Source organism: Ruegeria sp. YTSC325 (assembly GCF_059609525.1).
On sequence record NZ_JBXWLY010000006.1, the window covers coordinates 14406 to 28778 of the forward strand.

Genomic DNA, 14373 nt, shown 5'->3' on the forward strand with positions numbered 1-14373 from the left:
GGATCAATTCGTGGCCACCGTCCCGAAGGCAGCCTCCCGATCCATGAACCGCGTCTTAGAAAACGCCCCAACATATGAGGCCCTTGCTAAGACAGGTTCGGCTGGACCCGGATTTCTCCGGGCCCAGCCTGAATTTTCGGCACATCAGCGATGCACCTGTCAGTTGGCTTAGGCCAGCTCGACTTCGGCGCCAGCTGCTTCCAGCTTGGCTTTGACTTCTTCGGCTTCTGCCTTGTCAACGCCTTCTTTGATCTTGCCGCCAGCTTCAACCAGCTCTTTGGCTTCTTTCAGGCCCAGACCGGTGATGCCGCGAACTTCTTTGATCACGTTGATTTTCGAAGCGCCGGCGTTCTTCAGAACGACGTCGAATTCGGTTTTTTCTTCCTCAGCTGCGCCGCCGGCGTCGCCACCAGCTGCCATGACAACTGCGCCGCCTGCTGCGGGCTCGATGCCGTATTCGTCTTTGAGGATGGTTTTCAGTTCTTGTGCTTCCAGCAGGGTCAGACCCACGATGCTTTCTGCGAGTGCTTTCAGATCAGCCATTTTATCAGCTCTTTCCGTTTACAGTGTGTGTTCCAACGTCAGGGTGCTCACCCTACGCAGATCATTCAGTGCCAACCGCTTACGCAGCTTCCGCCTTCTCTTCGATGGTGGAAAGGATGCTTGCGATGTTGCTTGCAGGTGCGCCAATTGCACCGGCGATGTTCGAAGCAGGCGCGCCAAGCATACCCGCGATCGTAGCAATAAGCTCTTCACGCGACGGCATTTTCGACACGGCTGTAACACCAGCCCGGTCCAGAGCGTTCTCGCCCATTGCACCGCCAAGGATTTCGAACTTTTGGTTCTCTTTGGCGAAGTCCTCGGCCACCTTGGCTGCTGCCACGGGATCCTCGGAATAGGTCAGAACGGTCATACCCGTCAGCAGGTCACCAATGCTTTCACATGGCTTTCCGTCGAGGGCGATTTTGGCGAGCCTGTTCTTGGCAACACGCACGGCGCCACCCGCGTCACGAGCACGTGCGCGAAGGTCCTGCATCTCGGCAACTGTCAGACCGGCGTAATGGGCAACCACTACGACGCCAGAGCTTTCGAAGATTTGGCCGAGTTCCTCGACCACTTTCTCTTTCTGGGCTCTATCCACAGTTCTCTCCAAGTTTGGGATGTTGGACATCCCGGCTCATATTTGCCGAGGCCGAAACCCCAGCGTTCAGGTCCGTTGTTACGGGATTGGCCAAAATGCGCCCGAGGAATGCGACCCTCAGAATTCTTTGGTCTTACCCGTCTCAGGCAGGGAATTAAGACCTTTCGCAAGGTCACCCACCGTCTTGGACGAAACGAAATAAAGCGCACGACGAATCGCACGCTTTACTCCGCAAGTCTCTTTAGGGCAGATAGGCGGGGTTTCCAAGAGGTAAATCACATCAAATCGCTGCAATCCCTTCCCAGCGAGGCACCCTGTCCAAACTGTATTGTGCGGCATTGACATGTCATTCACGCTAAGGTCCTGTCTCGCGCACCCAAACCCCGGATAACACGCTGCAAATGCCGAAACTCTCCCCGCAAGAACACCGATTTGCGACAGGTTGCGTCAAAGAATTCTCTGCACATGGCAGGAACCTAAGCTTATCCGGGTTTGAATGCGTCTACCGATCGCATGATTTTGCTGACACCCGGTACCTACTGCGCCTGAGAACCGGTTCAGGGGAGTACGCCCTAAAGATTGATACAACCTCTCCGGAAACGGGTCGGTTGCAGAAGGAATATGACCTTCTGACGACCCTGTCGGCTTATTTCGAAGACACGCAGACTGTGCGGGTTGTTCGCCCTGTCCACATCTCACCCTCGCAGACGTTCTTCGTGACAGAGTATATCGACCGTCCAACCGCAGCGGATATTATTCACAGAAGCCCTGATGCGGATCAGGTCGCCCAGATTTATCGACGCGCCGGAGAATGGCTGCACCATTTGCACGCGTACCGCCCGCTACAGAAATACGGATTTCGACCGAAATGGATGCTCGACAACATTCAGGCCGCAGCGGCGCATGTCCCACAAGAGATTCAACGCGAAAGCACGGCAATGCTGGATGTGCTGACAAACCAAGCATGGAGCCTCGGGGGCACTCTGGAAACGCAGGTGTTTTCACACGGTGATTTCCATGCACAGAACCTGATCGTCGGCCGAGGGCATATGATCGGTTTGGATTTCACCGAGGTCAGGGTGAAACTGGCCCCCTATGACATCGTGGACTTCCTGAAGTCCGATGTGTTTCGCGACGCTCCCCCTCAGGAAGTGGATCGCAGTGGCATTTTGAAAACAAACAAAGAGATGTTTTTCCGGCGTTACGAACACCCCATCCATATGGACATTCTGGACACCTGCATCCGAGGACGGTTGATTTTGGACTGGTTGGCACTGTGGCACTTAAACCATCGCTGCAGCCCGTACGAGGAAGACAAACGGCACAGGCTGGGCAACCGACTGCGCATCGCATTTCACGACAGTGTTGATTAACGCAACTTTCGCGCTGCTAACAAAATTGTGTGATCGGAGCTGAAGAAATGGCTGGCAAAATCAGACCCAAGCAAATTAAATTGCGTACTGGATATAGGTTTTGCCGGTTTCCAACCTAAAGCCTCCGCCTGGTTAACAAGTTTCTGTAAGGTTAAGTCGAGCACATGGTACTTCGCAGTTTTTTCGCTCAGGACAGCTCTAGCCTGATTGTGACCTCCAGTTCTTCTGGCGGCATCGTAGGCAACTCGATTATCAACAACTCGGATACTCCGGACGGGACCATCTTTTCGTTTTCTGGCGGCGGCGGGACGACCGTCACGCTGGACGACACCAGCGGCAGCCCGGATATTTTCAACGACGACCAGGCGGGCGGACATATCATCACGGATGGCGGCGGGATTGTCGCCGACGGTACGCCGGTCGAGTCAGAATCCATTATCGTCCTGCGCGCCCTGGACGGTGATGGCAACCCGGTCAGACCCGAAATCGAGGTCTACGTTTTTTCGCAAAACGGCGTCACCTCGGACGTTTGGGGATTTGCAACGTCTGCACCACTGGACCCCGGAACATCCTATATCAAGGTTTCAGGATCCAACGCAGGCAGTTCGGCTTATGACGACTACATCCCCTGTTTTGGCCCAGGCACTCTGATCGCAACATCTGAAGGGGATGTCGATATCGCGCAACTCAGCCGTGGTCAGAACATCTGGACCCGCGATGCCGGTTTTCAGCCAATCATGTGGATCGACACGACCACAGTCCCCGGGCGCGGCGCCTTTGCACCTGTTGTCATTGAACAGGGGGCCATCGGAAACACCAAAAAACTTATTCTGTCACAGCAACATCGGGTTCTCGTCGCTTCGCCCGCGATAAGCATGCTGTTCGGGTCTTCTGAGGTTTTCGTTGCGGCCAAGCATCTTTGCAGCCTGCCGGGTGTTGAAATCCGCGAGATGGACAGGATCACCTACACGCATTTCATGTTCGACCATCATCACATCGTTCGGTCGAACGGAGCGTTGACAGAAAGCTATTTCTTTGGCGAAAGCGCAAAACATGCTTTGTCCTCGGCGCAGCGAGCCGAGATTGTGGCCCTGTTCCCCTCGCTTGACCACGCAAGGGACGCCTTCCGTCACACTGCAGCCGCGACGATCAACGCCCGTGAAGCAGCAGTTCTAAGCGCGTATATGTGAACTGACAGGATGCGGGATGCCGCCAATCCCGGCATTTGCGCAACGCACCCGAACGCTGCATTGTCTGCAGATACAAATGCAGACGATTAATGCGAAGAGAAAAACCTTGGCATGTGGTGGAACTTTCAGGACTCGACCCTCGACAAAACAGCCTTAAAACTTTGGCCAGGTTTCGCCGCCAAGGCGGGGTTGTCTCGCCATGGCTGGACGCTGACCAAACTGTCCCGCCGAGACGATCCGGAAAACTCTCGGATTGTTCTTCGCGCAAAACACAGGTCGGGTTTGTCTTACGCCTACAAGTTCCAGCTTAAACCCGAGTCGCAACAGGGGTTTGTCGCCCACCACATGCGTCAGGAACGAGCGTTTCATGCTCTGGGGGAAGACGCCACCCTGACCGCGCCCAAACCTATCCACGTGTCACAGGACGCTCAAACAAGCCTCTTTGAATACATAAGGGGTCACACCTTCGCTGAACTCGTCCGCAAGGTTGAGGATCGGCCTGTCCAACAATTGGACCTTTTAAAACAAGCCGGGGTCTGGCTGGATGCCTATCACCGCACACAGATCGAAGAGCGTCGCATCTTTCAGCCCAAATACACGGTCTGCTACTATCAGGAGCTGGAAAGACAGATCACCGCAGGCACTGCAACCGTACCCGCACGGCAACTGTTTCTCGCCGGTATCCGACGGATCATCGAGCTGGCGCCACAGTTCGAGGGCCAGCAAACGATTTCGGCAATTCAGCACGGCGACTTTCACCTATCCAATCTGATACGAGACGACCAGCGGACACTCGGGCTTGACTTTTCCAGCGATCAAATGGCGCCGGTCGGACATGACATTTCAAAAGTCTTGCTGGATTTCACCACCCTGACCCGTTCTGCAAACGAGGTAGCGCCCGGCCGAGTCGTCCCCGACGATGTCACCTCAGCTTTTTTCGAAGGGTATAAACTGGTCGGTCCAAATGATCCCAGCCTGGCTTTTCTTCTTTATCCACGCGTCTTGTCGACTTTGGCCCGCGTGCCACAGAAAAAGGCGCTGCGCACTGCGGCTAAACAAAGAACTCTGCGGCGGCTACGACCCTTTGCGAAAAGGGCTTTTCAGCCGGATCACTTTACCAATTGACACAAAAAATCCCGGGCAGTTCTCACCACCCGGGACCAATTCTTTGTAGTCGTGCGTCAGGGCTTATTCGCCCGCCGCAGCCGCCACATCCAGAGTCACGCCTGGGCCCATAGTCGAGCTCAGCGCGATTTTCTTCATGTAGGTGCCTTTTGCGCCCGACGGCTTGGCCTTGGCCACAGCCGAAACGAATGCGCGCACGTTTTCGGCCAGCTTGGCTTCGTCGAACGACGCTTTGCCAACGCCAGCGTGCACAACGCCGCCTTTTTCCGCCTTGAACTGAACTTCACCGCCCTTGGCTGCTTCCACGGCTGCTTTGACGTCCATGGTCACAGTGCCAACCTTGGGGTTCGGCATCAGGTTGCGGGGGCCCAGAACCTTACCCAGACGGCCAACGATGGGCATCATGTCCGGGGTGGCAATGCAGCGATCGAATTCGATGGTGCCGCCCTGAATGGTTTCCATCAGGTCCTCTGCGCCAACGATATCCGCGCCTGCTTCTTTCGCTTCGTCAGCCTTGGGGCCACGAGCGAAAACAGCAACGCGCATCGCTTTACCGGTGCCGTTGGGCAGGCCAACAACGCCGCGAACCATCTGGTCAGCGTGACGGGTGTCAACGCCCAGGTTCATCGCGATTTCGATGGTCTCGTCGAATTTCGAGGTTGCGTTGGCTTTGACCAGGGCAACTGCGTCTTCGATCGACAGATTTTCCTTGCCGGCGACAGCTTCGCGCGCAGCGCGGGTGCGTTTACCAAGTTTTGCCATCTTACTTCACCTCGATGCCCATAGAGCGGGCCGAGCCCAGGATGATCTGCATTGCGCCTTCGACGTCGTTGGCGTTCAGATCTTTCATTTTGGCTTCGGCGATTTCACGAACCTGCTTCGAGGTCACGGTTGCCACGGTCTCACGACCTGGGTTTTCCGCGCCACGGGGGCGGTTACGCTTACCAACCGGCTTCAGACCAGCTGCTTTTTTCAGGTAATAAGACGCGGGCGGCGTCTTGATGTCCATGGTGAAGGACTTGTCCTGATAGTAGGTGATCACGGTGGGGCATGGGGCGCCGGGCTCCATGTCTGCAGTCTTGGCATTGAACGCCTTGCAGAATTCCATGATGTTGATGCCGCGCTGACCCAGCGCCGGACCAACTGGCGGCGACGGGTTCGCCTGACCTGCAGGAACCTGCAGTTTCATTGTACCAGCAAGCTTCTTAGCCATTTGGTTTTCCTTTCAACGTAGGTGAAACGCGTTCCACCCGGTTTATGTTGCGTGGTCCGATCCGGGATCGCGATCCCAGCAACCTCCCACGAGAGAATCTCGCCCGAAGACGATAGAGGCGGCATTTACAGGGGAACGATGGGGTTGGCAAGTAGATGTCACCTTATTCCCAAGTGACCCTTTTTGTCTTGGTCCGACCTCAGTGTCAGTTAGAAAAACCAAACAGAATAATTTACTTGAATACATAAGTTGCGCCAGAGAACAAGACGGGTATCTTGGAACTGCTTGATTGCAAAAGAGGTGATCGGGGATGGCATCATCTCGGCTGAACAAGGGGCTACTGATCTGCGTTTTCCTAGCGATGCTGCCGGGATGTGGCAGCAAGGCTCAGGATCAGGACGCCGCGTCCGAGACAACCGGCCAATCCAACGGGTCCAACAGTCCCGTATCAACCGCCACGGCGGGGATTGATCCTGCCAACTATGCCGGTCGGTTTCAGATAAAACTGACCAAGGAAGTTCCCCTACGCGACATTCCCGTTCCCTTCACGGTTTACAGCGGCCTTGAAGAAGCCAGCCCCACACGGTTGCAAATAAGGGCGTTCATGGACCTGCGCGGACTGCAGGAAAAGGCGCCGCAGATTCTGACTGGCCCTCTGGAAGAAAGCTGCAAACGTCAGATCTATCTTGAGGTCCGCGATGTAACTGCCATAGGGGATACTGTAAAGGTCGAGGGTTCGGCCCGCGCTCAATTTACCAGGTGCAACCGGCGTGAAGAAGCTGGCATTCGTTATTTTGGGGCTACAGTCGATGCCGTTGCTGTCGCCAAGGCGGAAGTTAAAGGCCAGTGCCTGACATTCAGTATCGAAAATGTTGACCTCAACCCGCGTGGCTTTATCGGCGCCGTCAGCAATCTTTTTGGTTTGACCAACCGCATCAACGAAGCCGTGCTAGAAAAGGGTGGAGAGTTTTTGGCCGCCAACCCGGTCTGCCCGCCACTGCCCGAAGAATTCGCAGTTCTCGACCCGATCTACGAATCCGGCGGCACACGCGAAATTGCTCCGGGCGGGATGGGAGCCGCAGTTGTCGGATCGGCTGATGTCAGCGCCGAGACAATCGTCAAAGTCCTTGCGGGCCTAAAAGCGCTTGGTGTTTTGGAGTTTGCTGAATGAGACATTGGTTCATGATCTTGGTCTTGGCGGCAGCAGTTCCCGGCGTTCGCGCTCCTAGCGCTCAGCAGGTGAACTTTCTGATCGACGCTACCTTGCCGGTGCGCGAAACAAAGCTCCCCTACACGCTGGACCTGAAAATCACTGCCGCTGCCCCTACACGGATCGGGGTAAACGCCCTTCTCGATCTCCGAGAGATACAAAAAACAGTGCCAGAGCAGTTGGCTGACAACGCGATCATCGACAATTGCGGCCTGCAGGCCCGGCTGGATGACTTAAGCCTCAAAGCCCAAGACGACGCGATTGACTTGAATGGAAATGTAACCATCACAATCTTCGAATGCAGTCGAACCAGCGAGCGCGACTTTCAGCGGGGCGAACAAAAAAGAGCCATCCTGGCGAATATGTCCACCGCGGCGACCGTCGAGCTGCGCGACAATTGTGCTTATTTCAAACTCATTGATCTTACACTTACGGCCCCTGAAGAACAGCGCGAGCAACTTCTGAAGGACGACACTCTGGACTCTGTTAAGGAATTGATGCTGGCCGCTGTGGACCTTGTTTTGAACGAAACCCCATTGTGTCCGGAATTGCCAGCAGAACTCGCTTCACTCGATCCGGTTTACGACAAAGGCGGCCCGAAAGAAATCGGAGAAGGCGGGCTGGGTGTCTTTCTTGACGGATCGGTGGATTTCAGCCCGTCGACAATCCTCGACATTCTGACAGCCCTTCAACAAAATGAACTGATCCCAGGACCGCCATAGCTACACAGTTCTTTCCCTGCCACCGAAGTAGCCTGCCCCTTGCCTCCGGCCGCTAGAACTGGTTTGAAACAAAAAAACGCCGCGTTGCTCAAGGCATCGCGGCGCTTCGAATCTCGCAGCAGGTTAACTCAGGTCTGCTTGGTCACCTGCGTAAAGTCCAGCTCGACTGGCGTTTCGCGACCGAAGATCGAAACCGAAACCTTCAGCTTCTGGTTCTCGTCGTCCACGCCTTCGACCATGCCGTCGAAATCCTCGAACGGGCCATCGTTGACCTTGACCTTCTCACCGACCTCGAAGGAGATCATCAGCTTGGGCGCTTCTTCGCCTTCCTGAACGCGGTTGAGGATCTGGTTCACCTCGGCATCGCGCATAGGCATCGGACGGCCTTGCGGGCCCAGGAAGCCGGTGACGCGGTTGATCGAGTTCACAAGGTGGTAGCCCTGATCCGACATCTCCATATGCACCAGCACATAGCCGGGCATGAAACGGCGTTCGGTGGTGACCTTTTTGCCCCGGCGCACTTCGATCACCTCTTCGGTGGGCACCAGCACTTCGTCGATATCGTCCTCAAGGCCGTGCTCTGCTACCGACGTGCGGATCTGTTCTGCGATCTTCTTTTCGAAATTCGAAAGAACGCTGACCGAGTACCACCGTTTCGCCATGAACCTGTCGTCCTTGTTTTTCTCAGGCAGCGGCAACGCGTGCCCGTGATTGAAATTCCATTACGTTACCCGGAATAAAAAGCGGCGCGCGGTCCGAATCGCCGCACGCCCATTCCGAATAGTTCCGCGTGACCTACAAGGACATCGCGTGCTGTGCAAGGGGGAAGCGGTGTTTCCACCCTGCCCGCGCGGGTTTAGCCGAACATGCCCAGGATCAGTTGCAGACCACCGCGAATGCCCAGATCGACCAGTGCAAAGAACACAGCAGTCAGGGCCGCCATGATGAACACCATGACCGTGGTCAGCAGAACCTCGCGGCGCGTCGGCCAGACGACCTTTGCAACTTCGGCGCGGACTTGCTGAATGAACTGGATCGGATTCATGGTAGCCATTTGGCGGTGTTCTCTCTGCTAGCGGATGGGCCGGACATAACCGGGCATTGCGGCAATTTCAAGGGCTGTCAGGGCTTGGGTTTGTCGTCCCATTCATCGCTGAGGATGCGCCGCGCGTCCCCTTCAGGGTCGTCATATTGGTTTGAGCGGACGGTATAGACAAAGGCCACCAGCCCAACCCCGCCCAGAAACAGGGAAATCGGTATCAGATAGGCCAGAACTTCCATCGCTTTACCTTACCCGCAATGCGTTCAAAGACACGGTGATAGACGATGTCGACATCGCCAGTGCCGCAATCAGCGGCGTAGCCAGACCAACCACCGCCAGCGGCACCGCAATGATATTATAGACGGTGGCGATGCGAAAGTTTTCGCGAATCCGTTTGGTTGCTTTGACTGCGGTGTCGCAGGCATCGGCGATAGGTGACAGGTCATTGCCCAGCAGCACGATATCTGACGCCACCCGCGCCGCATCCAGTGCCGAGGCCGGTGAGATCGACACATGCGCCGCCGCCAGCGCCGCCGTGTCGTTCAGCCCGTCACCGACCATAAGCACGTGATGGCCCTTATCGCGCAGAACCTCAACATGCTTGGCCTTGTCCTGCGGCAGGGCCTGCGCAATCCAGTTTTCAATCCCCAGCTTGGCCGCCAGTGCCTGAACCGCGCCCTGCGTATCGCCTGAGATCAGGATGACCTCTTTTCCCGCCTCGCGCAGCGCCTGCACCGCCTCCGCCGCGCCGGGGCGCAAAGCGTCCGAGAACAGGAATGCCGACGGCGCTTGCCCGGCGATGGCCAGCCATGCGGCGGTCTGATCGCCTTCGTCTGCACCGGTCCATGCCGCCCGGCCCAAACGCACGCGTTGGCCACGATAGGTACCCTCGGTACCGTAGCCCGGAACCTCTGTGACCTCTTTCAGCGTGGCGGGCTTGATCCCTGCCTCGCGAGCGGCCTTGGTCAAAGCAACCGACAACGGGTGCGAGGACGCTTCGGCCAGTGCCAGCGCGACCTCAAGGTCAGATCTCGAATGATCGCCCAGATTGGTCAGTTCCGGAGTGCCAGAGGTCAGCGTGCCGGTCTTGTCGAAAACAACCGTATCAACCTCGGCCAGACGTTCCAGCGCGGTGGAGTGTTTGATCAGCATCCCTTTGCGAAACAACCGCCCCGAGGCCGCCGTGGTCACCGCAGGAACCGCCAGCCCCAGCGCACATGGGCAGGTGATGATCAGCACGGCGGCGGCGATGTTCAGCGCGGTGCGGATATCGCCGGAATAGATATACCACCCTACAAAGCTGAGCGCCGACAGGATATGAACCCCCGGCGCATAAAGCTTGGCGGCCTTGTCGGCCAGCGAAGTATAGCGCGAGCGCCCCGATTCAGCGATGGCCACCAGATCGGCCATACGGTGCAGAGAAGTGTCCTCACCCACCGCCGTCGCGCGGATGGTCAGAGGGCCGGTCAGGTTGACCTCGCCGGCGCTGACAGTCGTACCTGCTTCGGCAAAGACCGGCAGGGTTTCTCCGGTCAGCAGCGACCGGTCGAGCTCCGATTGACCCGAGACAATCTCGCCATCCACGGGCATCCGCCCGCCGGGGCGGATCAAGATCAGGTCGCCCACACTCAGCGTGGCAACGGCGACCTCTTCCTCGATGCCATCCACGACCCGAATGGCGCGGGGGACTTCCAGCGCGGTCAGCTCCTCGGCCGCAGATCGGGCAGCAGCGCGAGTACGGTAATCCAGATAGCGTCCAGCCAGCAGGAAGAAGGTCAGCGTCAGGGCGGCGTCGAAATAGGCATGTTCACCGCTCAGCGCAGTTTCCCACAGCGATGTGACCAGCGCCAACAGGATCGCCAGTACGATTGGCACGTCCATATTCAGACGACGCACGCGCAAGGCCGACCACGCATTCGCAAAGAAGGGCTGCGCAGAGAAAGCAATCGCAGGCAGCGCAATCGCCGCCGAAATCCAGTGGAACATGTCCCGCGTTGCATCCGCTGCCCCGGACCAGACCGAGACCGACAGCAGCATCACGTTCATCGAGGCAAACCCGGCCACCGCCAGCCGCATAAGCAGATCACGCCCCGCCTTGTCAGCCTGCGTGGCGGACAGGGCGCCGGGGTCCAACTCATGCGCCTCAAAACCCGCGTTTTCCAGCACCGGGATCAGATCGGCAGCACGCAGATCGGGCGCGGCTTTGATCATGGCGCGTTTCAGGGTCAGGTTGACGCGCGCATCCTCGACGCCGGGCGTGGCGTTCAGCGCGCGCTCGACCGTCGAGATACAAGCCGAGCAATGGATACCTGGCAACGACAGCGCAATCTGTACGTCCTGAGGGATCGGCCGTGCGGGTTCTGCTGGGGCTGCGACACAACCCGGACAAGCCGCCGTACCGGAACTCATCTGCGCCACAGTCCCCTACCCCTTCACATAGAGCGGTACGCGCTGCGCGAATTCCGCTCCGCTATGGTCTTTGGCAACCAGACGAATGTTCCAGTTGCCCTTGCCCAGCGACGCGGGCGTTGCATAGGCGATGCCGTCAAAGGTGAAATCGGGAGCGAAATCCTCTTTGACATGAGTAGCCCGACCCACAACGGCCTGCAGCTCGGCCACCTGAACCGGCGCACCTGTCTTGTCGGTGATATGCAGGATCAACAAACCGCCGGAAACCTCTGCCCGAATTTCCCAACCCAGAGCCTGCTGTTCCTGCAGGCGTTCGTTGAACTCCTGACTGGCTACGTAGGAGTTTTTAACCTCAAGCCCCGGAAAGGTCTTCACAGCACTGTAGGCCAGCACCAGATTGACGGCGATGATCACGCTGAAGGCCCCAACAAACACGGCCAGCGCGTGTTTTCCGGTGAATTGACGTTCTGCCATCTTACTGCCCTCGTCCGTTGAAGGTCGTGTCTTTATAGGCGCGCTCACCGCTTTGCAGGTCTTCGACCCAAATGCGCACAGGCGTCACATCCTCTGCCGCTGGACCAGTCTCTTTACGCGCAACGATATAGACGCGCTCAAGCTGGGCAGTATCGGCTGTGACGTTCACTGTATCAAGATTCGTACCCTCAATCACGATCCGCATGGCCGGATCGCCGGTCAGCGACAATTTGAACAAGCGATCCTCGCCATGCTTATTGCGCAGCCGCACGTCGTAGGTGTTGCGGATCGTCCCGTCAGACAGGGTCACAAAGGTCGGGTTCCGCACAGGCGCGACGGTCAGGTCGATTTCCGAGCGGATGAACAACGCGAACAGCAGCGCAAAGCCCACCGCCGACCACATGGCCGTATACATGATGGTTCGCGGGCGCAGAATGTGCTTCCAGATGTTCTTGGGCGGCTGACCAGCGCGTTCGCGGGTCTCGTCGCTCAGCGCCATATAATCGATCAGACCGCGCGGTTTGCCGATCTTGGCCATCATGTCGTCACAGGCGTCAATGCAAAGCGCGCAGGTGATGCATTCCAACTGCTGGCCATCACGGATGTCGATCCCCACCGGGCAGACATTGACGCAGGCCATACAGTCGATGCAATCGCCAAGCTCGGAATCCGCCGTGCGCTTGCCTTTGCCGCGCGGCTCGCCCCGCCATTCGCGGTAGCCCACGACCAGAGTATCCTCGTCCATCATTGCGGCCTGAATGCGCGGCCACGGGCAGGCATAGATACAAATCTGTTCGCGCGCGAAGCCGCCAAACAAAAAGGTGGTGCCGGTCAGAATCAACACGGTCGTATAGGCCACGGGATGCGCATTCCCAGTCACCAGATCGCGCAGCAATGTGGGCGCATCGGCAAAGTAAAACACCCATGCCCCGCCGGTCGCGAGACCAATCATGAGCCAAACCGCCCACTTCGTGACTCGCAGACGCGCCTTGCGCAAATCCATCTTTTCCTGCCGGTGCAGACGCAGACGCGCGTTGCGGTCGCCTTCGATCCAGCGTTCGACCAGAATGTAGAGGTCGGTCCACACCGTCTGTGGACAGGCATAACCGCACCACACGCGCCCTAAAGCCGAGGTGAAAAGGAAAAGACCCAAACCGGCCATGATCAACAGACCGGCCACGAAATAGAACTCGTGCGGCCAGATCTCAATCCAGAAGAAATAGAACCGGCGGTTTGCCAGATCCAGCAGCACCGCCTGATCCGGCAGGCTGGGGCCACGGTCCCATCTGATCCACGGAGTGATGTAGTAGATCCCCAGAGTAACAGCGAGGATGATCCATTTCAGGTTTCTGAACGGGCCGGAAACACGACGGGGGAAAATAGGCTCCCTTGCAGCATATAGGCTGGGGGCGGGGTCGGAATCGCTCACGAGCTGGCTCCAGATTTGGCTTTATTTTTTGTGTCTTGTCCCAGATCACACAGATAAGCTCTTTGACATGGGTCAAAAGCGCATCGTGCAGACACCTTTTGTCACATGCGACCGGATTGCCGCCGCAGCCAGGACACGAAGGTTCTGACCGCCGGACGTATAGAATTTTCAGTGGTTACAATATGATATCCGCTGTTGCCCGGCTGGCAGAACAGTTCGACCAGCCGTCCATCGGCGATGTCGGATTCGACAAAATGCCGCGCCGTCACCGTGACGCCCTGACCCGCGCGGAGCCCGTCAAGCAGCAGGTTTCCGGGCAATGCAATTCGCCCGGCACGGGGGCCGTGCTCTACGCCTTGTCCAGCAAGCCATGTCGTTGCTTCAGTGGTTCCAAACTCTTCTAGCCAAGGCAGCTGACTTAACTCGGCAGCAGTCCAGTCGGTCTTGTCCCCCAGCAATGAGGGCGCGGCCACTATGGTAATCGGGCTTGGCAGTAAAAGCTCGGATGTCACTCCGGGCCAACCTCCCGCTCCATAACGAAGAGCCACATCCACCCCGCCGGGCCCGAGAGTCACAAGCTTTGGGGTAGGGTCCAACGCCAAATCAATATCCGGATGTTCCGCCTGAAAAGCCGGCAGCCTTGGCATCAGCCACGATGCAGCGAAAGACGGGGTTAGAGAAACATGAACCGGTCGATCAAGACCCGATTGCACCAGATCGGTCACTGCCGCGCCAATGGCACGAAACCCAAGGTGTAAAGCTTGGGCCAGGTGCTCACCCTCGGGAGTTAGAACCATCGACTTGCCCGACCGGTCCAGAAGGCTGGTACCTAAGTGCTTTTCCAACGCCCGCAGCTGCTGGCTTATTGCAGCGTGGCTGACATTCAACATCGAACCCGCCTGCACGACATTGCCCGTTTCCGCAAAGGCAGAAAAAGCCCTGAGCGCCGCAAGGGGCGGCATTTTCATCCAATCCATCTGTAAGCCTTACTTACACACTGACAAGGTAATTGAGTCGCATTTTAAGGCCCACAGGGCAATCCTCA

General features: G+C 57.4%; 16 protein-coding genes. 5 read left to right on the forward strand and 11 right to left on the reverse strand.

The window, feature by feature from the left end:
* Window positions 1-168: 168 nt before the first annotated feature.
* On the reverse strand, window positions 169-543 hold the full coding sequence (gene rplL / locus AC2FF7_RS10355; RefSeq protein WP_008755409.1) for a 50S ribosomal protein L7/L12: 375 nt from the start codon (window positions 541-543) through the stop codon (window positions 169-171).
* Between the two features lie 79 nt (window positions 544-622).
* Window positions 623-1141 carry a 50S ribosomal protein L10 gene (gene rplJ / locus AC2FF7_RS10360; protein WP_170355300.1) on the reverse strand — a complete coding sequence of 173 codons (519 nt, stop codon included), beginning with the start codon at window positions 1139-1141 and terminating at the stop codon, window positions 623-625.
* 401 nt (window positions 1142-1542) lie between these two features.
* On the opposite strand from rplJ, the gene AC2FF7_RS10365 reads away from it, so the two are divergent.
* From AC2FF7_RS10365 to AC2FF7_RS10375, 3 genes are all read left to right on the forward strand, one after another.
* Window positions 1543-2514 carry a phosphotransferase family protein gene (locus AC2FF7_RS10365; RefSeq protein ID WP_480866370.1) on the forward strand — a complete coding sequence of 324 codons (972 nt, stop codon included), beginning with the start codon at window positions 1543-1545 and terminating at the stop codon, window positions 2512-2514.
* Between the two features lie 164 nt (window positions 2515-2678).
* The gene (locus AC2FF7_RS10370; RefSeq protein WP_496905608.1) at window positions 2679-3704 is read left to right on the forward strand and encodes a Hint domain-containing protein; all 1026 of its coding nucleotides are present in this window, start codon (window positions 2679-2681) and stop codon (window positions 3702-3704) included.
* A 111-nt stretch (window positions 3705-3815) separates the two neighbouring features.
* A complete protein-coding gene (locus AC2FF7_RS10375) occupies window positions 3816-4829 on the forward strand; it encodes a phosphotransferase family protein (protein WP_496905609.1) in 1014 nt (337 codons plus the stop codon).
* Window positions 4830-4892: 63 nt separating this feature from the next.
* Here the strand turns inward: AC2FF7_RS10375 and rplA are convergent, their stop codons facing one another.
* A complete protein-coding gene (gene rplA / locus AC2FF7_RS10380; protein WP_170355304.1) occupies window positions 4893-5591 on the reverse strand; it encodes a 50S ribosomal protein L1 in 699 nt (232 codons plus the stop codon).
* A gap of 1 nt (window position 5592) precedes the next feature.
* The gene (gene rplK, locus AC2FF7_RS10385) at window positions 5593-6042 is read right to left on the reverse strand and encodes a 50S ribosomal protein L11 (protein WP_010440985.1); all 450 of its coding nucleotides are present in this window, start codon (window positions 6040-6042) and stop codon (window positions 5593-5595) included.
* A 310-nt stretch (window positions 6043-6352) separates the two neighbouring features.
* Here rplK and AC2FF7_RS10390 point away from each other — a divergent pair, with 310 nt between their 5' ends.
* Together AC2FF7_RS10390 and AC2FF7_RS10395 are read left to right on the forward strand one after the other, a co-directional pair.
* Window positions 6353-7213, forward strand: a complete 861-nt coding sequence (locus tag AC2FF7_RS10390) for a hypothetical protein (protein ID WP_480866375.1) — start codon at window positions 6353-6355, stop codon at window positions 7211-7213.
* Window positions 7210-7974, forward strand: coding sequence for a hypothetical protein (locus AC2FF7_RS10395; RefSeq protein WP_480866376.1), 765 nt, complete (start codon window positions 7210-7212; stop codon window positions 7972-7974). Before AC2FF7_RS10390 ends, AC2FF7_RS10395 begins: the two co-directional genes overlap by 4 nt.
* A 128-nt stretch (window positions 7975-8102) precedes the next feature.
* Here AC2FF7_RS10395 and nusG read toward each other — a convergent pair whose 3' ends face one another.
* From nusG to AC2FF7_RS10430, 7 genes are all read right to left on the reverse strand, one after another.
* The gene (gene nusG / locus AC2FF7_RS10400) at window positions 8103-8636 is read right to left on the reverse strand and encodes a transcription termination/antitermination protein NusG (protein ID WP_480866378.1); all 534 of its coding nucleotides are present in this window, start codon (window positions 8634-8636) and stop codon (window positions 8103-8105) included.
* 194 nt (window positions 8637-8830) lie between these two features.
* Window positions 8831-9028, reverse strand: a complete 198-nt coding sequence (gene secE, locus AC2FF7_RS10405) for a preprotein translocase subunit SecE (RefSeq protein WP_170355308.1) — start codon at window positions 9026-9028, stop codon at window positions 8831-8833.
* A gap of 68 nt (window positions 9029-9096) precedes the next feature.
* The gene (gene ccoS / locus AC2FF7_RS10410; protein WP_170355309.1) at window positions 9097-9255 is read right to left on the reverse strand and encodes a cbb3-type cytochrome oxidase assembly protein CcoS; all 159 of its coding nucleotides are present in this window, start codon (window positions 9253-9255) and stop codon (window positions 9097-9099) included.
* Window positions 9256-9259: 4 nt separating this feature from the next.
* Window positions 9260-11425: a heavy metal translocating P-type ATPase gene (locus AC2FF7_RS10415; protein WP_496905610.1), complete on the reverse strand. Its 2166-nt coding sequence runs from the start codon at window positions 11423-11425 to the stop codon at window positions 9260-9262.
* A gap of 15 nt (window positions 11426-11440) precedes the next feature.
* Window positions 11441-11899 carry a FixH family protein gene (locus AC2FF7_RS10420; protein WP_170355311.1) on the reverse strand — a complete coding sequence of 153 codons (459 nt, stop codon included), beginning with the start codon at window positions 11897-11899 and terminating at the stop codon, window positions 11441-11443.
* A 1-nt stretch (window position 11900) separates the two neighbouring features.
* Window positions 11901-13328, reverse strand: a complete 1428-nt coding sequence (gene ccoG / locus AC2FF7_RS10425) for a cytochrome c oxidase accessory protein CcoG (protein ID WP_496905611.1) — start codon at window positions 13326-13328, stop codon at window positions 11901-11903.
* A 101-nt stretch (window positions 13329-13429) separates the two neighbouring features.
* Window positions 13430-14305, reverse strand: a complete 876-nt coding sequence (locus tag AC2FF7_RS10430) for a LysR family transcriptional regulator (protein WP_480866382.1) — start codon at window positions 14303-14305, stop codon at window positions 13430-13432.
* Window positions 14306-14373: the final 68 nt, after the last annotated feature.